At 70.8% G+C, this 20,156-nt stretch carries 20 protein-coding genes and 1 riboswitch; of the genes, 11 read left to right on the top strand and 9 right to left on the bottom strand.

From position 1 onward, the window contains the following. Window positions 1-12: 12 nt before the first annotated feature. Complete coding sequence (locus OG975_RS29605) at window positions 13-768, top strand: decaprenylphospho-beta-D-erythro-pentofuranosid-2-ulose 2-reductase (RefSeq protein WP_406332421.1); 756 nt, start codon at window positions 13-15, stop codon at window positions 766-768. 99 nt (window positions 769-867) lie between these two features. On the opposite strand, the gene OG975_RS29600 is transcribed toward OG975_RS29605, so the two are convergent. Both OG975_RS29600 and trpS read right to left on the bottom strand, forming a co-directional pair. Then, the gene (locus OG975_RS29600) at window positions 868-1,449 is read right to left on the bottom strand and encodes a 2'-5' RNA ligase family protein (protein WP_406332419.1); all 582 of its coding nucleotides are present in this window, start codon (window positions 1,447-1,449) and stop codon (window positions 868-870) included. A gap of 230 nt (window positions 1,450-1,679) precedes the next feature. Further along, entirely contained in the window at window positions 1,680-2,693 is a 1,014-nt protein-coding gene (trpS, locus tag OG975_RS29595; protein WP_406332417.1) for a tryptophan--tRNA ligase, read from the bottom strand. A 100-nt stretch (window positions 2,694-2,793) separates the two neighbouring features. Here trpS and OG975_RS29590 point away from each other — a divergent pair, with 100 nt between their 5' ends. From OG975_RS29590 to OG975_RS29575, 4 genes are all read left to right on the top strand, one after another. Further along, window positions 2,794-3,417: an RNA polymerase sigma factor gene (locus OG975_RS29590; protein ID WP_406332416.1), complete on the top strand. Its 624-nt coding sequence runs from the start codon at window positions 2,794-2,796 to the stop codon at window positions 3,415-3,417. Continuing rightward, window positions 3,410-4,309, top strand: a complete 900-nt coding sequence (locus OG975_RS29585; protein WP_406332414.1) for a hypothetical protein — start codon at window positions 3,410-3,412, stop codon at window positions 4,307-4,309. The genes OG975_RS29590 and OG975_RS29585 overlap by 8 nt, the downstream gene beginning before the upstream one ends. Window positions 4,310-4,448: 139 nt before the next feature. After that, on the top strand, window positions 4,449-5,180 hold the full coding sequence (locus OG975_RS29580; RefSeq protein WP_406332412.1) for a hypothetical protein: 732 nt from the start codon (window positions 4,449-4,451) through the stop codon (window positions 5,178-5,180). Window positions 5,181-5,265: 85 nt separating this feature from the next. Further along, window positions 5,266-5,958 carry a hypothetical protein gene (locus OG975_RS29575; RefSeq protein WP_406332411.1) on the top strand — a complete coding sequence of 231 codons (693 nt, stop codon included), beginning with the start codon at window positions 5,266-5,268 and terminating at the stop codon, window positions 5,956-5,958. Between the two features lie 107 nt (window positions 5,959-6,065). Here OG975_RS29575 and OG975_RS29570 read toward each other — a convergent pair whose 3' ends face one another. Next, window positions 6,066-7,511: a glycine hydroxymethyltransferase gene (locus OG975_RS29570; RefSeq protein ID WP_406332409.1), complete on the bottom strand. Its 1,446-nt coding sequence runs from the start codon at window positions 7,509-7,511 to the stop codon at window positions 6,066-6,068. Between the two features lie 31 nt (window positions 7,512-7,542). After that, a riboswitch (ZMP/ZTP riboswitch) is annotated at window positions 7,543-7,630 on the bottom strand. 44 nt (window positions 7,631-7,674) lie between these two features. On the opposite strand from OG975_RS29570, the gene rocD reads away from it, so the two are divergent. After that, entirely contained in the window at window positions 7,675-8,967 is a 1,293-nt protein-coding gene (gene rocD / locus OG975_RS29565; protein ID WP_406332408.1) for an ornithine--oxo-acid transaminase, read from the top strand. A 24-nt stretch (window positions 8,968-8,991) separates the two neighbouring features. On the opposite strand, the gene OG975_RS29560 is transcribed toward rocD, so the two are convergent. Further along, complete coding sequence (locus tag OG975_RS29560) at window positions 8,992-10,179, bottom strand: glutathionylspermidine synthase family protein (RefSeq protein ID WP_406332406.1); 1,188 nt, start codon at window positions 10,177-10,179, stop codon at window positions 8,992-8,994. Between the two features lie 77 nt (window positions 10,180-10,256). Beyond that, a complete protein-coding gene (locus OG975_RS29555) occupies window positions 10,257-10,601 on the bottom strand; it encodes a hypothetical protein (RefSeq protein WP_406332404.1) in 345 nt (114 codons plus the stop codon). 196 nt (window positions 10,602-10,797) lie between these two features. Between OG975_RS29555 and OG975_RS29550 the strand changes: the two genes are divergently transcribed. Then, entirely contained in the window at window positions 10,798-11,622 is an 825-nt protein-coding gene (locus OG975_RS29550; protein WP_406336520.1) for a hypothetical protein, read from the top strand. 321 nt (window positions 11,623-11,943) lie between these two features. Here the strand turns inward: OG975_RS29550 and OG975_RS29545 are convergent, their stop codons facing one another. Continuing rightward, a complete protein-coding gene (locus OG975_RS29545; protein ID WP_406332402.1) occupies window positions 11,944-13,380 on the bottom strand; it encodes a PLP-dependent aminotransferase family protein in 1,437 nt (478 codons plus the stop codon). A gap of 47 nt (window positions 13,381-13,427) precedes the next feature. Between OG975_RS29545 and OG975_RS29540 the strand changes: the two genes are divergently transcribed. From OG975_RS29540 to OG975_RS29525, 4 genes are all read left to right on the top strand, one after another. Further along, window positions 13,428-13,958 (top strand): carboxymuconolactone decarboxylase family protein, encoded by a 531-nt coding sequence (locus OG975_RS29540; RefSeq protein ID WP_406332401.1) that lies wholly within the window; start codon window positions 13,428-13,430, stop codon window positions 13,956-13,958. Window positions 13,959-14,068: 110 nt separating this feature from the next. Beyond that, on the top strand, window positions 14,069-14,470 hold the full coding sequence (locus OG975_RS29535) for a carboxymuconolactone decarboxylase family protein (protein WP_406336518.1): 402 nt from the start codon (window positions 14,069-14,071) through the stop codon (window positions 14,468-14,470). 17 nt (window positions 14,471-14,487) lie between these two features. Further along, window positions 14,488-15,294: an isocitrate lyase/phosphoenolpyruvate mutase family protein gene (locus OG975_RS29530; protein ID WP_406332400.1), complete on the top strand. Its 807-nt coding sequence runs from the start codon at window positions 14,488-14,490 to the stop codon at window positions 15,292-15,294. 12 nt (window positions 15,295-15,306) lie between these two features. After that, window positions 15,307-16,206 (top strand): GNAT family N-acetyltransferase, encoded by a 900-nt coding sequence (locus OG975_RS29525; protein ID WP_406332399.1) that lies wholly within the window; start codon window positions 15,307-15,309, stop codon window positions 16,204-16,206. A 146-nt stretch (window positions 16,207-16,352) separates the two neighbouring features. Here the strand turns inward: OG975_RS29525 and OG975_RS29520 are convergent, their stop codons facing one another. The 3 genes from OG975_RS29520 to OG975_RS29510 all read right to left on the bottom strand — a co-directional run bounded on the left by OG975_RS29520 (window position 16,353) and on the right by OG975_RS29510 (window position 20,095). Beyond that, entirely contained in the window at window positions 16,353-17,342 is a 990-nt protein-coding gene (locus OG975_RS29520) for a malate dehydrogenase (RefSeq protein ID WP_330306816.1), read from the bottom strand. Between the two features lie 514 nt (window positions 17,343-17,856). Continuing rightward, entirely contained in the window at window positions 17,857-19,125 is a 1,269-nt protein-coding gene (locus OG975_RS29515; RefSeq protein ID WP_406332398.1) for a DUF2690 domain-containing protein, read from the bottom strand. Between the two features lie 379 nt (window positions 19,126-19,504). Then, entirely contained in the window at window positions 19,505-20,095 is a 591-nt protein-coding gene (locus OG975_RS29510; protein ID WP_406332397.1) for a helix-turn-helix domain-containing protein, read from the bottom strand. Between the last annotated feature and the right edge of the window lie 61 nt (window positions 20,096-20,156).

The raw sequence follows: 20,156 nt of genomic DNA, 5'->3' as shown, positions 1-20,156 counted from the left end.
GGAGGAGCTGTCATGAAGGACGCCTTCGGTATCCCCCAGTCCCTGCTGATCCTCGGCGGCACGTCCGAGATCGCGCTGGCCACCGCGCGCCGCCTGATCGTCCGGCGCACCCGCACGGTGTGGCTCGCGGGACGCCCGTCGCCCGCCCTGGAGCGTGCCGCCGAGCAGCTGCGCGAGATGGGCGCGGACGCCCGTACCGTCCCCTTCGACGCCCTCGACTCCGAGTCCCACGAGACCGTGCTCGGCAAGGTCTTCGCCGAGGGCGACATCGACATGGTGCTGCTGGCGTTCGGGGTGCTCGGCGACCAGGCACAGGACGAGAAGGAGCCCCTGAAGGCCGTACGGGTCGCGCAGACCAACTACACGGGCGCGGTGTCCGCCGGCCTGGTGTGCGCGCGGGCGCTCCAGACACAGGGCCACGGCTCCCTGGTGGTGCTCTCCTCGGTCGCCGGCGAGCGGGCCCGCCGCTCCAACTTCATCTACGGCTCCAGCAAGGCGGGCCTGGACGCCTTCGCCCAGGGCCTCGGCGACGCGCTGCACGGCACGGGCGTGCACGTGATGGTCGTACGCCCCGGATTCGTCCGTACGAAGATGACGGCGGGCCTGCCGCAGGCACCGCTGGCCACCACCCCGGAGGCGGTCGCGACGGCCGTGGAGACGGGGCTGCGCCGCCGGTCGGAAACGGTGTGGGCGCCAGGGTCGCTGCGGCTGGTGATGTCGGCGCTGCGGCACGTACCGCGACCGTTGTTCCGCCGGCTGCCGATCTGACGTACGTACCGCGGACGGGGTCGTACGGAAGGATCGAGTCGGCGGTCGCACGAACAGCCGCGCAGACGGCAGTACGCACGGACCGCGCAGACGGTCGTCCTAGAGAGCCGGCAGTGTGGTGCCCCGCTCGGGCGCGCCCGCCTGTGGGGGCACCACGGCGCCGCCGAAGGCGAACTCGAGAAGCTTGCGCCAGACCCCGTCCGCGCCCTGCTCGTAGAGCGCGAATCCGGTGCACGGCCACTCGGCCTCGTACGCGGACAGCTCCTCGTAGGCGCGGTCCATCGCCTCGTCGTCGATGCCGTGCGCCACGGTGACGTGCGGGTGGTACGGGAAGTGCAGCTCGCGCGCGACGGGACCGGACGCGTCCCGGACCTGCTTCTGCAGCCAGGTGCAGGCCTCGGCGCCCTCGACGACCTGGACGTACACGACGGGCGACAGTGGGCGGAAGGTGCCCGTGCCGGACAGCCGCATCGGGAAGGGGCGCCCGGTGGCCGCGACCTCGACGAGATGCGCCTCGATCGCCGGCAGTGCCGAGTCGTCGACCTCCGTCGGCGGCAGCAGGGTGACGTGCGTGGGGATGCCGGAAGCCGCGGGGTCGCCGAAGCCCGCGCGCCGCTCCTGGAGCAGGCTGCCGTGAGGCTCCGGGACCGCGATCGACACGCCGATCGTTACGGTCCCCACGTCGTCTCCTGTCGTTGATCGATGGTGCGGTGGTGCGGTGTTTCCGCGCGGGCAGGGGTGGCTGCCCGGTCTGTTCGGCTTTCGACTGTACGGCGGTGCGGCCCGTTGTCGGCTGCCGTACGAGTGTCGCGCTCGTCTCGTACTGAATGCCGAACGGGCTGTGGTAGGGGCTGCCGCACCGCTGCCGTACGACAGCGTGTCGGCTGTCAGTACGGCAGTGGTCTCGGCGGTCAGTGCTTGGCGGGCAGGAAGCCGACCTTGTCGTAGGTCTGGGAGAGCGTCTCCGCGGCGACGGCACGCGCCTTCTCGGCGCCCTTGGCCAGGATCGAGTCGAGCGTCTCCGGGTCGTCCAGATACTGCTGGGTGCGCTCCCGGAACGGCGTCACGAAGTCGACCATGACCTCGGCGAGGTCCGTCTTGAGCGCACCGTAGCCCTTGCCGGTGTACTTCTGCTCCAGTTCCGGGATACCGGTTCCGGTGAGGGTCGAGTAGATGGTCAGCAGGTTGCTGATACCCGGTTTCTCCGCCGCGTCATACCTGATGACGGTGTCCGTGTCGGTGACCGCGCTCTTGACCTTCTTGGCGGTCGTCTTCGGATCGTCGAGCAGGTTGATGAGGCCCTTCGGAGTCGACGCCGACTTGCTCATCTTGATCGACGGGTCCTGGAGATCGAAGATCTTCGCCGTCTCCTTGAGGATGTACGGCTTCGGGATCGTGAACGTCTGGCCGAAGCGGCCGTTGAAACGCTCGGCGAGGTCGCGCGTGAGCTCGATGTGCTGGCGCTGATCCTCACCGACCGGGACCTCGTTGGCCTGGTACAGCAGGATGTCCGCGACCTGCAGGATCGGATACGTGAAGAGGCCCACGGAGGCGCGGTCGGCGCCCTGCCTGGCGGACTTGTCCTTGAACTGGGTCATGCGGCTCGCCTCACCGAAGCCGGTGAGGCAGTTCATGACCCAGGCGAGCTGGGCGTGCTCGGGGACGTGACTCTGCACGAACAGCGTGCAGCGCTCCGGGTCGAGACCGGCGGCCAGCAGCTGCGCGGTGGCGAGCCTGGTGTTGGCGCGCAGGTCCGCGGGGTCCTGCGGAAGGGTGATCGCGTGCAGGTCGACGACCATGTAGAACGCGTCGTGGGACTCCTGCAGAGCCACCCACTGGCGGACGGCGCCGAGGTAGTTGCCGAGGTGGAACGAGCCTGCTGTGGGCTGGATTCCGGAGAGCACGCGGGGACGATCAGAGGCCATGCTCACCATTCTCTCAGGTGCGGGGGCCCGGTCCGGAACTGGTCGGAAAGAGATGTGACAGAGGTGGGAACCGATCGGCCTCGGGCGGTGTAGCAAGAGTGTGAGGACGCGGGAGGGGGGCCGCATCGTCGTCGACGAGGCCGTGGTGATCGCACGCGTACGCGCCGGTGAGCCGGAGGCGTACGCGGAGCTGGTCCGTGCTCATACGGGCATCGCGATCAGGGCGGCCAGGGCGCTCGGGGCAGGTGCGGACGCGGAGGACGTGGTGCAGCAGGCCTTCATCAAGGCGTACTGCTCGCTGGGGCGCTTTCGGGACGGCGCGGCGTTCAAGCCGTGGCTGCTCTCGATCGTCGCCAATGAGACGAGGAACACAGTGCGGACGGCGGTGCGCCAGCGGACGCTGGCCGGCCGGGAGGCCGCGTTCGCCGAGGCGGAGCCGCTGATACCGGAATCGGCGGACCCGGCGGTCGCGGCGCTGGAGATAGAGCGCCGCGCGGCACTGCTGACCGCCCTGGAGCAGTTGAGCGAGGAGCACCGCCTCGTCGTCACGTACCGCTATCTCCTGGAGATGGACGAACCGGAGACGGCCCAGGCCCTGGGCTGGCCACGCGGCACGGTGAAATCCCGCCTCAACCGCGCCCTGCGCAAGCTGGGCCGCCTGCTGCCGGGCTTCGAGCCCGGGGAGCATCAGGAATCCCGGGAAGGAGGTGATGAGCATGAGTGAGTCGTACGAGGGCGGGGGCACGGGAGACGCGGAGGGCACGGAGGGCACGGAGCCTTCCGGTGACCGGGGCCGGCGTGCTCGTGAGGGCGTCTCCCGGCTGCCGGCGGAGTTGCGGGCGCTCGGGCGGTCGCTGGACCGGGCCGGGGCGGCCGGGAGCGAGTCGATGGTCGAGCGGGTGCTGGAGCAGATACTCGCCGAGCGGCTCCCTGCGCCGGTGCCCGAGCCGCCGGGACCCGGCGAGCGGCTGCGGTCGGTGCGCCGCTGGGCGCGGCTGCGCTGGCGCGCGCTGACCGCGGGCCTGTGTGGTGTGCTGATGGTCCTCGTGCTCACGCCTCCGGTGCGCGCCGCGGTCGTCGACTGGTTCGGCTTCGGCGGGGTCGAGGTGCGGTACGACCCGTCGGCGGTGCCCTCGTCCGGAGCCCGGGTGCAGGGGTGCGGCCCTTCGCTGACACTGGCGCAGGCCGGGCGGCGGGCCGGGTTCGCGCCCCTCGTGCCCGACGCCCTCGGGGTGCCGGACGCGGTGACGGTGACGCGCGAGCCGAAGGGGCGGCTCCTGATGAGTCTGTGCTGGCGCGGGGATGGGCATGGGCACACGGTCCGGCTGGACGAGTATCCGGCGAGCCTCGACGTCGGCTTCTCCAAGACGGTGCGGGAACCGCCGCAATGGGTGCCGCTGGGGGAAGCCGAGGACTACGGCAACCAGGCGCTCTGGTTTCCGAAGCCGCATCTGCTGAGCTTCTGGCTCATCGACGCGCACGGCGACCGCTTCACCCGCTCCGAGCGGACCGCGGGGCCCACGCTGCTGTGGATGCACGGGGGTGACGTGACCCTCCGCCTTGAGGGGGTGGCGTCGAAAGCGCGGGCGGTGGAGATAGCGAAGTCGCTGAACTAGCAGGGACTTCGGTCGCCGAAGCAGCGGGAATTTTGGTCGGTGCGGAATGGGAACCCCGGCGGGTCGAGCGGTGTACCAGAAGTGACACACGGCGTGCGGGCGAACCGCACGTGGATCGACCGGCCGACTGGGGGTTCGGATGAACAGGCTTCGTGAACTGCTCGCAGCGATGGGGGCGTTGGCGGTGGCCTTCGCGGCGGTGCTGCTGGGCGCACCGTCCGCGATGGCCGGCGGCCCGACGAGTGTGCTGGTGGTCTCGCCGGAGAGCGCGGAGAGCACGGCGTTGTACTACTCGGACGAGGAGTACGGGAAGTTGATGCGCCTGCTGGGCGATCCGAGCTCGGGTACACGCGAGGAGCCACCGGGGCTGGGCGTGGGCAGCGGCCGGCAGATCAATGTCACGTGGCTGATGCACGACGTGTCGCCCTGGCGCGTCGACCGCGTCTACCCGGACACGCCGGGAAGCAAGGAGGTCTGGATACACACGGCGACCCAGGTGCCGCAGTCGATGAACGGCTACTGGCACAGGGCCGGGCAACCGGCCCAGGTGCGGGCCCTGTTCAAGAAGCTCGGCGTGATGGGCAAGTCGTCGGGTGAGGGTCCCGGGGCCATTTACCCGGCGCCCTGGCAGACCACGGAGGACACCTCCACCGTGCCTGCACCCACGCCCACACCGGCCGAGCGGCTCCGCACCACGACCGCGGCGACGACCGATGACGGCACCGACTGGTGGTGGGCAATACCGGGGGCGGCGGCCGGAGCCGTGCTGGCCCTGTTGTTGCGGCCCCTGGTCGCCGGGGTGCCGGGGGCTCAGTTTCTGGGCCGGCGCGAGGGCGAGGCGGAGCCTCGGCAGGAGTTGCGGGACGAATGACGGGACACAGAGGGACAGAGGGCCAGAGAGACGCCGGAATGCAGCGACACGGTGATGCAGGGACACGGACGCGGGAGGGGGACGGATGGGGATCCGGGTCAGACAGGTGGATGTTCGGCTGGCAGTGCTCGCCGTGGTGGTGCTGACCGTGCTCGGCGCGTCTCGGGCGCAGGCGTCGGAGCAGGACGCTCGGCGTGACATGCCGGATCTGGCCCTGGTCGTGGCCGGTGACTCGGGGCGGACGGTCGCCCTGCACTCCGGTGGAGAGGACTTCGTGCGGCTCTGGCGATTGCTGGCACCCATGTACACGGGGACGGAGAGAGTGCCCACGGCCTGGGAGGCCGGCCGCTTCCCGAAGGTTCGGGCCACGGTGGTCTGGGGGCTGACCGGTGTCGGAGGCTGGCCGCAGACCAGCAGACCGCCCGGCGGCGATGTCGCCATCGAGCGCCAGGACCAGGTGTTCCTCGCGGCGGACGGCACGCCCTGGGTGCGGTCGGATCCTTCGCCCGACGTGGAGGACGACGACATCCGCTGGCATCGCGCGCCGCGCTCGGTGTTCGACGAGTTGGCGCGGCGCGGGGAACTGTTCGGCTCCGCGAGCGATTCGGGGACGGCCGGGGAGCAGGGTCTGACGGACGGAGCGGGGTGGGCGATGTCCGGGCTCGCCATGGGCCTGGTGATCGGCGCCGGCGGCACTCTACTGATACGCCGCGCGGCGGCCCGGCATGAGACTGCCGGACCGCCGCGGGAACCACGACAGGAGCTGATCGACCTGTAGGGAGCCGAGAAGCCGAGCGCCTGGGAGCCCGAGGATCCAAGAACCTCTGGACACCCCAAGGCACCTCAGGAGTCGAGGGCCTGGCGAGCGGTCCCCGGTGGGGTGCGTCAGCCGAGGTCGATCTCCGGGTAGAGCGGGAAGCCGGTGAGCAGGTCGGTGGCGCGGTGGGCGATCTCGTCCGAGATCTTCGGGTCCAGGACGTGCTGGGCCTTGGACGGGCTGCCCTTGGCGGTCCTGCCGGGCTCGGCGGCGGTGAGGACACGGTCGATCAGGCCGGCGATCTCGTCCATCTCGGTCGTGCCCAGACCACGGGTGGTCAGCGCGGGCGTGCCGATGCGGATGCCGGAGGTGTACCAGGCGCCGTTGGGGTCGGCGGGAATGGCGTTGCGGTTGGTGACGATGCCCGAGTCGAGCAGTGCGGACTCGGCCTGGCGGCCGGTGAGGCCGTAGGAGGAGGCGACGTCGATCAGGTTGAGGTGGTTGTCGGTGCCGCCGGTGACCAGGGTGGCGCCGCGGCGCATCAGTCCCTCGGCGAGGGCGCGGGAGTTGTCGACGACGGCTTGGGCGTAGTCGCGGAACTCGGGGCGGCGGGCCTCGGCGAGCGCGACGGCCTTGGCGGCCATGACATGCGGGAGGGGGCCACCGAGGACCATCGGGCAGCCGCGGTCGACCTGCTCGGCGAGGGTCTCGTCGCAGAGCACCATGCCGCCGCGCGGGCCGCGGAGCGACTTGTGCGTGGTGGTGGTGACGATCTGGGCGTGCGGGACCGGGTCGAAGTCGCCGGTGAGGACCTTGCCGGCGACGAGACCGGCGAAGTGGGCCATGTCGACCATGAGGGTCGCGCCGACCTCGTCGGCGATCTCCCGCATGATGCGGAAGTTCACCAGGCGGGGGTAGGCGGAGTAGCCGGCGACGATGATCAGCGGCTTGAAATCACGGGCGGAGGTGCGCAGGGCCTCGTAGTCGATGAGGCCGGTGGTGGGGTCGGTGCCGTAGGAGCGCTGGTCGAACATCTTGCCGGAGATGTTCGGGCGGAAGCCGTGGGTGAGGTGGCCGCCGGCGTCCAGGGACATGCCGAGCATGCGCTGGTTGCCGAGGTCGCGGCGGAGCTGGGCCCAGTCGGCCTCGGTGAGGTCGTTGACGTTGCGGACGCCGGCTCGCTCCAGGGCGGGGGCCTCGACGCGCTGGGCGAGGACGGCCCAGAAGGCGACCAGGTTGGCGTCGATGCCGGAGTGCGGCTGGGCGTAGGCGTGCTCGGCGCCGAAGAGTTCGCGGGCGTGCTCGGCGGCGAGGGCCTCGACGATGTCGACGTTGCGACAGCCGGCGTAGAAGCGGCGGCCGACGGTGCCTTCGGCGTACTTGTCGCTGAACCAGTTGCCCATGGCCAGGAGGGTCGCCGGGGAGGCGTAGTTCTCGGACGCGATCAGCTTCAGCATGTCGCGCTGGTCGGCGATTTCCTGGCTGATGGCGTCGGCGACGCGGGGCTCCACGGCCCGGATCACTTCGAGGGCGCTGCGGAAGGCGGTGGACTCGGTGGAAAGGGGCTCTGGCATGACGGCCTCCGGACGTGGCGTTCAGCGTTCACGGGTCGGCCCAGGCGCACGGCACACAGTTGCAGGGGCCGCTCCCCGATGGTCGGTCCCATCCCAGCGCGCCAGTCACGGCCCCGCCGTCAGCCTACCGGGCGCGCCGGATCGCCGGGTTCCCCAGTCCACCATGCGAGCGACGATAGGAAATAGGCCACAAACGCACCCACCACTCCCCTGGTGCCGCTCGTCAAGGAACGGAGATCCCGTGACTGCTACGGAGACGACGGAGGCGTTCATCGCCTCGGCCGAGGCGCACAGCGCGCACAACTACCACCCGCTGCCGGTCGTCGTGGCGACGGCGGACGGGGCCTGGATGACAGATGTCGAGGGGCGCCGTTTCCTCGACCTGCTGGCCGGATACTCGGCGCTGAATTTCGGACACGGCAACCGGCGGCTGATCGACGCGGCGAAAGCGCAGCTGGAGCGGGTGACGCTGACGTCGCGGGCGTTCCATCACGACCGGTTCGCGGACTTCTGCCGGGAGCTGGCGTCGCTGTGCGGCAAGGACATGGTGCTGCCGATGAACACGGGCGCGGAGGCGGTGGAGACCGCGGTGAAGACGGCCCGGAAGTGGGGGTACCGGGTCAAGGGCGTCCCGGACGGGAGAGCGAGGATCGTCGTGGCGAGCGACAACTTCCACGGCCGTACGACGACGATCATCAGCTTCTCCACGGACCCGGAGGCACGGGCGGACTTCGGGCCGTACACGCCGGGCTTCGACATCGTGCCGTACGGGGATCTGGCGGCGGTGCGGGAGGCGGTCACCGAGGAGACGGTCGCCGTGTTGTTGGAGCCGATCCAGGGCGAGGCGGGGGTGCTGGTGCCGCCGCCCGGATATCTGGCGGGGGTGCGGGAGCTGACCCGCGAGCGGAACGTCCTGTTCATCGCCGACGAGATCCAGTCGGGGCTCGGCAGGACGGGGAAGACCTTCGCGTGTGAGCACGAGGGGGTCGTGCCGGATGTGTATGTGCTGGGCAAGGCGCTGGGAGGAGGGGTCGTACCCGTGTCGGCGGTGGTGGCCGACCGGGACGTGCTCGGGGTGTTCCGGCCCGGGGAGCACGGGTCGACGTTCGGGGGGAATCCGCTGGCCTGTGCGGTGGCGCTGGAGGTGATCGCGATGCTGCGGTCGGGCGAGTACCAGCGGCGGGCCGCGGAGCTCGGTGAGCATCTGCACCACGAGCTGGGTCTGCTGGCAAGCACGGGCCATGTCACGGAGGTGCGCGGGCGCGGGCTGTGGGCGGGCGTCGACATCGCTCCGGCGTACGGCTCGGGCCGGGAGATCTCCGAGAAGCTGATGGACCGGGGCGTCCTCGTCAAGGACACCCACGGTGTCACGATCCGGATCGCTCCGCCCCTGGTCATCAGCAAGGAGGACCTGGACTGGGGGCTCGCCCAACTCCGGGACGTACTGGGGGCCTAGGCCCTCGGATGCCGGACCCGGTGGCTAAAGGATCACGTGCGGCAGGAAGCGGGCGTACTCGTCGGTGATCAGGCCGGAGGACTCGCGGATGCCGAGGCCCGCCGACTCGTCCTCGACGACCCAGGCGCCGAGGACGACACGGTTGCCGTCGAAGGAGGGAAGGGGCGCCAACTCCTGGTAGCAGCAGGGCTCTTCGACGGGTGCCGCAGAGGCGGCGCCCGGCTCGTGGACCGTCACCCCGGCGCCCTCGCGGCCGAGGAGTGGCTTGGAGACGTATCCCTTGGTGGAGGCCAGTTCGCGTGGGCCGTCGAGGTAGGCCGGGAGGAGGTTCGGGTGGTCCGGGTAGAGCTCCCAGAGGATGGCGAGGAGGGCCTTGTTGGAGAGGAGCATCTTCCAGGCGGGCTCGATCCACAGGGTGCTGCCCGTGCCGCCGCCGTTGTCGAGGGTGTCCAGGACGTGGTCGGCGAAGCGGTCGGTGGTGAGCCACTCCCAGGGGTAGAGCTTGAAGCAGCTGCGGATGAAGCGGAGTTGGTTGTCGACGAAGCGGCCGGAGAGGGGGTCCCAGCCGATCTCCTCCATCGAGATCCAGTCGGTGTCGAGGCCGGCCTGTTCGGCGGTCTCCTTGAGATAGGCGACCGTCATCAGGTCCTCGCCGAGTTCGTCGGCGGCGGAGTGCGCGAAGTAGAGGGGGCTGCCGGGTGGCAGGAGGGCGGCCTGCTTCTTCCAGGTGGCGACGAGGCGTTCGTGGAGGGAGTTCCACTGGTCGGCGCCCGGGAAGCGGTCCTCCATCCAGAACCACTGGGGCGACGCGGCCTCGACCAGCGATGTGGGGGTGTCGGCGTTGTACTCAAGGAGTTTCGCGGGGCCCGTGCCGTCGTAGCGGAGATCGAAACGGCCGTAGACGGAGGGGAGTTCGGCACGGCGGTGCCAGGCCTCGGCGACGAGTTCCGCGACGCGCGGTTCGGTGATGCCGAGGTCGGCGAAGCGGTGCGCGCTGACGATGTGCTCGGCCGCCGCCAGGCACATGCGGTGCAGTTCCTCGACGACCTCCTCCAGCGCCTCCACCTCGGGGAGCGAGAAGACGTAGTACGCGCTCTCGTCCCAGTAGGGGCGCAGGGAGTCGTCGGGGTAGCGGGTGAGCGGGTAGATGAGGCCCTGTTCCTCGACGGTCTGCTGCCAGCCGGGGCGGGGGGTGATGGTGCGGCGTTCCATGGCGTACGGGTCCGATCGCGTCCTGGGCTTACGGGTCCGGGGACGTCCTGGGGTTACAGGTCCGGGGCGTCGTGGGGTCAGCCGCCCGAGCTGCCCTTGCCGCTGCCGAAGCCGCCGCGGTCGACGCTCTTGTGGGTGCCGCCGGAGCTGCCGGATCCCTTGCTGGGCTTGGTGAAGGAGCCGCCGTCGACCCAGCCGCTCTTCTTCTTGCCGCCGTAGTACCAGGCGCCGTTGACTGACGTCTTGGTGGACTTGCAGTTCTTGTCGGCGACGGTCTTGTAGCCCTTGGTGAGGTTGTAGCTGTCGCGGTCGACGCAGCGCTTGTCGGCGTCCGAGGAGCAGGCGGTGAGCGCCGCCGCGAGGAGTCCCATGCCGCCGAGGACGACCGTGCCCGAGCGCAGCTGCCGTCGAGTGTCCGCCATGTCCGTTCCCCCGTCGATCAGTTCAGTTCAGTTGCGATTGGTGTGGAGATTGGTGTGTTGAGATCGGTTCAGCGCGGTTCAGCTCATGTCAGTTCATTCGCTTACCGCAGGCGATCACATTAGAGATCGCTTTCGGCAGGTGCGCAGTGGCCCCCCGCGATACACCGTCCCCTACAGTCACTTCGTGCTCTTTGGAATGATGTGCGCCCTTGGTGCGTCGGTCTGTTTCGGTACGGCGACGGTGTTGCAGGCGATGGCCGCGCGCGCGGCGGCCGACAGCGGGACGGGCGGCGACGCGGCGCTGCTGCTGCGGGCACTGCGGCAGTGGCGGTATCTGGCGGGGCTCGCACTGGACGGGGTCGGGTTTCTGCTGCAGATCGCCGCGCTGCGGTCCATTCCTATCTACGCGGTCGGGGCGGCGCTCGCCGCGAGTCTCGCGGTGACCGCGGTGGTTGCCTCGCGGCTGCTGAAGGTGCGGCTGAGCCGGGTCGAGTGGGGTGCGGTGGGGGTGGTGTGCGCCGGGCTCGGGATGCTGGGGCTGGCGTCCGGCACGGAAGGGGAACGGGCCGGGTCCACGGAGTTGAAGTACGCGATGTTGGCGACCGCGGTCGCCGTGCTGCTGCTGAGCTTCGTGGGTGGGCGGTTGCCCGAGCGGGGGCGGCCGCTTGCGCTGGGGCTGGGGGCCGGGTTCGGGTTCGGGGTGGTCGAGGTGTCGGTGCGGCTCATTGACGACCTTGATCCGGGGGCGTTGCTGGGTAATCCGGCGACGTATGCGCTGCTGATCGGTGGAGGGGCGGCGTTCTTGCTGCTTACCTCGGCGTTGCAGCGGGGGTCGGTGACGACGGCTACCGCCGGGTTGGTCATCGGGGAGACCATTGGGCCTGCGCTGGTGGGGGTGGTGTGGCTGGGGGACCGTACGCGGGAGGGGCTGGAGTGGCTGGCGGTTCTTGGGTTTGTGGTGGCTGTGGTGGGGGCGTTGGCGTTGGCACGGTTCGGGGAGGCGCCAGGCGAGGGGACGTGAGGTTTCTTCGCCCCCGCCGCCCCTACCCGTCCCATCCCTGGGGGCTGCGCCCCCAGACCCCCCTAAAAGATTGCGCAGTTCCCCGCGCCCCTGAAAAGACTGGGGTTGTTCGTCGGGTGCGGGGCGGTGGGGGTTGCTCGCGCAGTTCCCCGCGCCCCTAAACAACCGCCGGCCCGCCCCGGGTGCCTTTAAGGGGCGCGGGGAACTGCGCGACCAGCCCCCACCCACCCGCAGCCAAAACACAACCCACGGGGTCTGGGGCGGAGCCCCAGGAACGGGATGGGACGGGTAGGGGCGGCGGGGGCGAGAAACGCCGCGGGGTCAAGGGAGTGTTCGGCACAAGGCGTCCAGGGCTCCCGACCAGGCGTGGTCCGGTGGTGTGCCGTAGCCGACCACCAGGGCGTCGAGGGAGTCGGGGACGGCGTCGGGGTGTCGGTAGCGGGAGAGGCCTTCGAGGGACAGGCCCTGCCAGGCCGCCGCCCGCACCACCGACTGTTCGGTACCCGCGGGAAGTTGGAGGACCGCGTGGAGCCCGGCCGCGATACCCGTGGCGTGAACGGCGGGCGCACGCGCGGCGAGGGCGGCCACGAGGGCGTCCCGGCGACGGCGGTAGCGGAGCCGGGCGGCACGGACGTGGCGGTCGTACGCGCCGGACGTGATGAATTCGGCGAGGGTCAGCTGATCCAGGGCCCCGGTGGACCACCCTCCCCCGCCCTTCAGTGACGCGACCTCGGCCGCGAGCGACGTCGGCAGCACCAGCCAGCCCAGCCGCAGCCCGGGTGCCAGGGACTTACTGGCGGTGCCCAGGTAGACCACGCGGTCGGGGTCCAGGCCCTGGAGCGCTCCGACCGGCTGACGGTCGTAGCGGAACTCGCCGTCGTAGTCGTCCTCCAGGATCAGCCCACCGGTACGCCGGGCCCAGTCCACGACGGCGGCCCGGCGGTCCGGATGGAGCGGCACCCCCATGGGGAACTGGTGCGCGGGGGTCAGCAGGACCGCTCGCAGGCCCGCCAAGTCGCCCGGGCGCGTGCCGAGTTCATCGAAAGGGAGCGGCGTCGTACGCAACCCCGAGCGGTGCAGCAGGTTCCAGTGGACGTCCAGCCCGTACGACTCCACCGCGAGGGACCGCAGCCCCCGCGCCCGCAGCACCGCGCCGAGCAGCGTCAGCCCGTCCGAGATGCCGGAGCAGATCACGATGCGGTCCGGGTCGGCCCGTACGCCCCGGGCCCGGGAGAGGTAGCCCGCGAGGGCGGCGCGCAGTTCGGGGCGGCCGCGCGGATCGCCGTAGCCGAGGGCATCGTACGGCGCGGCGGTCAGCGCGCGGCGGGCCGACTTGAGCCACGCGGTGCGCGGGAAGGAGGCAAGGTCCGGGCTGCCCGGGACGAGGCTGTACGCGGGGAGCCCCTGCTCGCGTCTGCTGCGCGGCGCCGCCTCCGGGACCGGCCGCACGACCGTCCGCTCGGCCACGCTCGTGCCCGAGCCCTGGCGCGCGGTGAGCCAGCCCTCGGCGACGAGATCGGCGTACGCGTCGGCGACCGTGTTGCGGGCGATGCCCAGGTCGGCGGCGAGCGAGCGGGAGGACGGAAGGCGGGTTCCGGGCGCCAGCCGCCCGCTGCGCACCGCCTCACGGAGCGCGTCCGTCAGCCCTTTGCGGACGCCGGAGCCGGACCCGGACCCGGACCCGGACCCGGTCAGCTCAAGATGGAAGTCGACCCCGTCGGCCCCGTCGGCCCCCAAAGTGGCCCAAGTATCTGCCATGGAAATGGACCATACCCCTGGGCTATTCCGCTCCTAGAGTCGATCACATGACCACCCACACCGACGAGGGCACGAAGACCGACGAGACCGACAAGACCGCGAAGTACGCCCCCGAGCACAGCCCCCGTCTGCCATGGGCCAAGCTCGCCCCCGACGTCTACAAGGCGATGATCAAGCTCGACGCGGCGGCCCGGCGGGGCGTGGACCCCGTACTCCTGGAGCTGGTGAGGATCCGCGCCTCGCAGCTCAACCACTGCGCGTTCTGCCTCGACATGCACACCAAGGACGCGCTCGCGGCGGGTGAGAGCGTCGAGCGGATCGTGCAGCTCAGCGCGTGGGAGGAGTCGAAGCACTTCTACACGGAGCAGGAGCTCGCGGCGCTCGCGCTGACCGAGGCGGTCACGGTCCTGACGGACGGTTTCGTGCCGGACGCGGTGTACGAGCAGGCCGCCGAGCACTTCGAGGAGGCCGAGCTGGCCCAGCTGATCGCCGCGATCACGGTGATCAACGCGTGGAACCGGTTCGGCGTGACCTGCCGTCTGGTGCCCGGGCACTACCGGGCCGGGCAGTACAAGTGACGGCCACCCAGGGCACGGAGCGCACGGAACCCACGGAGCGCACGGAACCCACGGAGCGCACGAAGCGCACGAAGCGCACGACTCACCTGGACGCCGGGGTGCGGACCGCGATGCAGGGGCTCAGTGCCGCCGCGAAGAAGGGGCTCGGGGACCCGGCTCTCGCCGAGCTGGTCATGATCCGCGCCTCGCAGGTCAACCACTGCGCGTTCTGCCTCGACATGCATCTGGAGCTCGCCCGCAAGCACGGGGTCGACGAGGACCGGATCCAGCTCCTCGACGCCTGGGAGGAGGCCGAGGGCATCTACAGCGAGCGCGAGCGGGCGGCGTTCGCGCTGACCGAGGCCGTCACCGTGCTCACGGACGGCTTCGTGCCGGACGAGGTGTACGAGCGCGCGGCCCAGCATTTCGACGACGCCCAACTCGCCCATCTCATCGGGCTGATCACCGTCATCAACGGATGGAATCGGCTGATGGTCACCCGACGGATCGCCCCGGGAAGCACGGAATGGTGAACACGGGAGAACGCGGAATGGTGACCACGGATCGCGCCGGGGCGCGCGCCGCGGTGAGCAAGGCCGAGACGTTCCGCGCGCTGCACCGGGGCCGCATCCCGGGCGACCCGCTGGTCCTGCCCGGACCCTGGGACGCCGCGAGCGCACAGGTGTTCGCGGACGCCGGGTTCCCGGCACTCGCCACGCCCAGCGCGGGGGTCGCCGCCTCGCTCGGGTACGAGGACGGGGCCACGCCCGCCGACGAGATGTTCGCGGCGGTCGCGCGGATCGTCCGGGCCGTCGACGTGCCCGTGTCCGCGGACGTCGAGGGTGGGTACGGGCTCGCCCCCAAGGAGCTGGTGGAGCGGCTCCTTGAGACCGGGGCGGTGGGCTGCAACCTTGAGGACTCCAACGGGGGTGTCCTCAAGGTTGCGGCCCAGCACGCCGACTGGCTGGCCGAGGTGCGGTCCGCCGCCGGTGACCAGCTCTTCGTCAACGCCCGTATCGACGTCTTCGAGTACGGGGACTCGAACCCGGAGCGGGTGATCGAGCGGGCCGCGCTGTACGTCGCCGCCGGCGCCGACTGCGTCTATCCGATCGGCGCCCCGGTCGGCGTACTCCCCCTCCTGCGGTCGGGGATCCAGGGGCCGATCAACGTGTTCGCCCGGCCCCACAGCCCCTCACCCGCCGAACAGCTCAGCGGGCAGCTCGCCGGACACCTCGCCGAGCTCGGTGAGCGAGGTGCCACGCGGATCACGTTCGGGCCGGGTTTGCAGCGCCGGGCCACGCATGCGCTGCGGGAGATCGCCGGACACCTCATGGACGCCTCCCAATCCTTTGACTAAAGTCAAAGGAATATGGAGCCAGTGTCAGCGAACCATGTGAAGGCCCTTCGCCGGTTCAATCGCTACTTCACCCGGCGCATCGGAGTCCTCGACGACCACTACCTCGGCCAGGACCGGCCCCTCGGCGAGGCACGGCTGCTGTTCGAGATCGGGGACGACGGAGCCTCGCTGCGGGAACTGCGGAGCCGACTCGGCCTGGACGCCGGGTACTTGAGCCGGATGATCCGGGCGCTGGAGGCGCAGGGGCTCGTACGGGTGCGTGTGCATCCCACCGACAGCCGGCTGCGGATCGCGGAGCTCACACCGGCCGGGCTTGTCGAGGTCAAGGAGCAGAACCGGCGGGCCAACGCGCTGGCCGAAGGACTGCTGAGCGGTCTCGACGCGGGCCGCCGCGAGGAACTCACCGCCGCCGTGGCCGTTGCCGAGCGGCTGCTGCGGCTGGCCTCGATCACCGTCGAGCTCGTCGACGGCGCCTCCCGAGACGCGCGCGACTGCCTCGCCGCGTACGCCGCCGACATCGACGAACGGTTCCCGGAAGGCTTCGACCCCGCCGCCCTCGTACGGCCCCATGAGGTGTCGGGGGACGCGGGTGCCTTCCTGGTCGCGTACGAGGAAGGGCGCCCCGTGGGCTGCGGGGCACTGCGCCGCCTCGAACCCGGTGTGGGCGAGATCCGGCATGTGTGGGTGCACCCAGCGGCCCGGCGGCTGGGCCTCGCGCGGCGGATCCTCGACGGCCTTGAGCGACAGGCCGTCGAGCGCGGGTGCGAGGTCGTACGGCTCGACACACACGCCGCACTCAGGGAGGCGCAGGCCATGTACCGGGCGTCGGGATACACCGAGATCCCGCGCTACGACGACAACGTCTACGCCGCCCACTGGTTCGAGAAGCGGCTCCTCGACGTGACGCGCTGACGTGCTGATGGCCTGACGGGCTGACGGGCTGACGGGCTGACGGGCTGACGGGGGACGCACTGATGCCCGGGCGGCGGAAGCCACCCGGGCATCAGGCACACGATGAGCCGGATCAGATGGTGAGTCGGCTCAGGTCATGAGTTGGCTCAGATGAGGCCGAGGCTGCGGACCGCCTCGCGCTCCTCCTCGAGCTCCTTCACCGACGCGTCGATGCGGGTGCGGGAGAACTCGTTGATGTCCAGGCCCTGGACGATCTCGTACTGGCCGTCCTTCGTGGTGACGGGGAACGAGGAGATGAGCCCCTCCGGAACGCCGTACGAACCGTCCGACGGGATACCCATGGAGGTCCAGTCACCCTCGGCGGTGCCGTTGACCCAGGTGTAGACGTGGTCGATGGCGGCGTTGGCGGCCGACGCGGCGGAGGACGCGCCACGGGCCTCGATGATCGCGGCGCCGCGCTTGGCGACGGTCGGGATGAAGTCCTCGGCCAGCCACTTCTCGTCGTTCACGGTCTCGGCGGCGTTCTTGCCGGCGACCGTGGCGTGGAAGATGTCCGGGTACTGGGTGGCCGAGTGGTTGCCCCAGATCGTCAGGCGCTGGATGTCGGCGACCGTGGTGCCCGTCTTCTTCGCGAGCTGGGTCAGCGCGCGGTTGTGGTCGAGGCGGGTCATGGCGGTGAAGCGCTCGGCCGGTACGTCCGGGGCGGCGGCCTGGGCGATCAGCGCGTTGGTGTTGGCCGGGTTGCCGACGACGAGGATCTTGACGTCGTCCGCGGCGTTGTCGTTGATGGCCTTGCCCTGCGGCTTGAAGATGCCGCCGTTGGCGGACAGCAGGTCGCCGCGCTCCATGCCCTTGGTACGGGGGCGGGCGCCGACGAGGAGGCCGACGTTCGTGCCGTCGAAGGCGACGTTCGGGTCGTCCGTGATGTCGATGCCCGCGAGGAGCGGGAAGGCGCAGTCGTCGAGCTCCATCGCGGTGCCCTCGGCGGCCTTCAGCGCCGGCGTGATCTCCAGGAGGCGCAGCTTGACCGGCACGTCCGCGCCGAGCAGCTGGCCGGAGGCGATGCGGAAGAGCAGGGCGTAACCGATCTGGCCGGCCGCGCCGGTGACGGTGACGTTCACGGGAGTGCGGGTCATGGCGTTCTCCGTATGACAGCTGGCGGTGGGGCGTCCCTGCCCCGGGTGCAGGATCTTCCCCTGCGGCCGCCGCAATGATCGATCAAAGGTACCGATGATCGATCTCTCGGCGTCAAGAGAGATCCGCCGTCAGGCTATCGCGCATCCGGGACCCCCGGCGTCCGGGTCCGTGTGGCCCACCCCACAGAACCCCCCGGGAGGACCTTTTTCGCCCCCGCCGCCCCTACCCGACCCATCCCTTCCTGGGGGCTGCGCCCCCAGACCCCCCTAAAAGATTGCGCAGTTCCCCGCGCCCCTCAACAGTCGGCTGCGGGTGGGTGGGGGCTGGTCGCGCAGTTCCCCGCGCCCCTAAAAGAGCGGGGGCGAGCCGTTAGGGGCGCGGGGAACTGCGCGACCAGGCCCCACCGGCCCGCAGCCGAACGAACCGGGGTGGTCGGGGAATCGCGGGGCGCAGCCCCGCGCCCTCAGGGGCGCGGGGAACTGCGCAATCTTTGAACGCGTGCCCCGCCAACCACTACTTCGTGCAGCCCTTCTGGCCCGACTTCAGCGTCGCGCACGCCGTTGCGTCGCCGGCGTCCTTGACCGCGACCATGGGGGTGTACGCGTCGGTGTCCGTGTCGACCGCCCCGGTCTGCTTGGCGGCGGTGCCGGAGGACACCTCGACCCGGTCGCCGGGCGCGGCCTGGGTGATGCGGGCCCAGGCGGCACCGCAGGTCTTGCTGTAGCGCACTTCCACGAGGGTCGTACCGACGGTGACGCTGGTGGTGGTCTTGGCCAACTCCCCACCGCAGCCCATGTTCTCCGGGTCCTTGCCCGTGCAGTCCGCGCCGCTGCACTTCACCCCGGCCGGCAGGTCGGGGTTGGTGCTGGCGGAGGTCGTGGGCGTCGTGGGCGTGTGGGTCGCGTTCTTCTTGTCGCCGCCGCTGGTGAGGTAGACGGCCACGGCTATCACCACGAGCGCCCCGACGATCCCGGCGAGGAACATCGTGAGTCGCCGCCCCCGACGCGCCCCGCCCCCGCTCCCCGCACCACCCGGCCGGGCGTCCTGCGGCGGACCCCCCGCCGGCCGAACCGGCCCGACCGGCGCCGCAGGACCGAACTGCCCGGCCCCGTCGGACGGCGTGGCGACGGCCCCCCAACTGCCGCTCCGCCCGGCCCCACCGGACGAAGACCCACCGGACGAGGAGCCACCGGACGAGGACCCGCCGTAACCGGAGCCGGAGCCGGCACCGGAACCGCCGCGCGAGCCACCCCCGTACGACGAAGCCCCGTATGACGACGACTCCCCCGCGTCGGGCCCGGACGGCTGCGCCGGCACGGACGGCGCCGACGGCGGGAACGTCGGGGCCACTCCGGCGGGCCCGGCGACCCCGGGCATCGCGGTCGCACTGCCGCTCTTGCGGGCGGCCTGCTGCCCGTTGCTCCCCTTCGCCGGAGTCGGCCCGAACTCCCCGAGGGCGGCGCGCGCCTGGGAGATCCGGATCGCTTCCATGGTCATGTCGTGGCGCATCTCCGAGCGGCTCCAGGCACGCTCGGCCAGCTCCCACATGGTCGTCAGATGGATGGGATTGGTCCCGGTCACCTCGGCCAGGGCGACGATCGCACCCTTGGGCGCGAGCAGCCGACCGTTGAGGTAACGCTCCCAGGACGTCTTGCTGTAGCCCGTGCGGTCGGCCACGGCGGCGATGCTCAGCCCGCTCCGGTCGACGAGTCGGCGCAGCTGACTGGCGAACTCCCTGACCTGCGGATCGAGTTCATCCGGCAAGGCCCTCCAACGAGGCATTGCTTCTCCCCCCTCATTGCATTCCCCCCGTACGTGCCTGACTGTTCTCCCCGCGCGTGGCGCCCCTCCGCCGAGTCCCCGTTCTGGCTACCCACAGGGATGCACTCGGCCAGGATCTCAGTTCCCGGGATGGGGGCGCACGGGAGCATTCGGGCCGGGGCATGCACCGTTGCACGCCCGCTGGACTGCGGTCCAGTGTCCCACCGGCATCGTGTACGACCGGTCGAACCTCTGACCTCCGCACGGGACGTACCGGACCGTCCCGATTGACCACGTTATCCCGGCTGTTGTGATGGATCAGTGCAAATCCTTGAACTTGTCAAGACATCGACACAACGGGAACACACGAACGTCCTCAGGAACCACGGGAGTGATCAGCTCACCCGAGGGTGACGGCCCCGGCGAGGGCGACGAGGAGAAGAGCGAGCAGGAACAGAGCGGCGTAGAGAAGCAGACGCCCCGTGGCGGGCTTGGGCTCCGGAACCTCGGGCACGTCCCACCAAGGAAGCGTGGGGTCGTCCTCGTACATATCAGGGATGGGCTCACCGAAGGAAGGACGGGCGGAGGGAAGGGCAGAAGGACGGGCGGAGGAACCGACCGAAGGGTCGACAGGCGGGTCGACCGGCGCATCGGCGGACGGGTCGCCGGACGAGTCGCCGGACAGGTCGCCGGACGGGCCCACGCTCACCGGCACCCGCGGCCACACCCGCACCGCCAACTCCCAGCGCACGCCGAACCGTTCGGTGTCCGCGCCCCCGAGACCCGCGACCCGGCAGAGCGCGACGACCGCCTGCCGGGGCGGCGGCTGGGTCGCGTTGAGGTAGCGCTGCCAGGAGGACTTGCTGTACGCGGTGCGCGCGCCGAGGGCGACCAGGCTGAGGCCGGTGCTGTCCTTGAGCCGCCGCAACTGCTCGACGAAGTGGCGTACCTCCGTCGGAAGTTGCTCCGGCAGCGGCTGCCACGCACTCATCGATGACCTCCCTCGGCGTTCTCTCAGCGGAGGGACGACACCGAGGCATGGACGGTTCCCC

Origin of the sequence: Streptomyces sp. NBC_00203 (genome assembly GCF_045206325.1) — a bacterium.
GTDB lineage: Bacteria > Actinomycetota > Actinomycetes > Streptomycetales > Streptomycetaceae > Streptomyces > Streptomyces lutosisoli.
Note: the sequence above shows the minus strand (reverse complement) of the source record. Positions and strands in the feature narration are given on the sequence as shown.